The sequence below is a fragment of the Microvirga pakistanensis genome (assembly GCF_004458765.1).
GTDB lineage: Bacteria > Pseudomonadota > Alphaproteobacteria > Rhizobiales > Beijerinckiaceae > Microvirga > Microvirga pakistanensis.
Window position 1 is genome coordinate 1 of the sequence record NZ_SPJX01000042.1, and the last position, 223, is coordinate 223.

Sequence of the window (223 nt, forward strand, 5' to 3'; positions counted from 1 at the left end):
TGAAGAAGGTGCCGTGCCCTACGACGGCGATCATCTGCTCCGGCCGGTCCTGGAGCCACCGCCGGAACTGCTCGACCCGCCCCTCGAAGATGTGGCTGGGCTCGTAGACGAATCCGCGCGGGTCCGGCTCGCCCTCGTTATGCCACCACACCTCGTCGAGGTGATCGAAGCTCAGATGCGGGAACTCCTGCATCAGAAGGGATGGAGCCCGTCCGACGTCGCA

General features: G+C 65.5%; 1 pseudogene. It reads right to left on the reverse strand.

Annotation, left to right across the window (positions count from 1 at the left end):
• A pseudogene (locus tag E4K09_RS02490) lies at window positions 1–223 on the reverse strand (histidine phosphatase family protein); the annotation flags it as partial.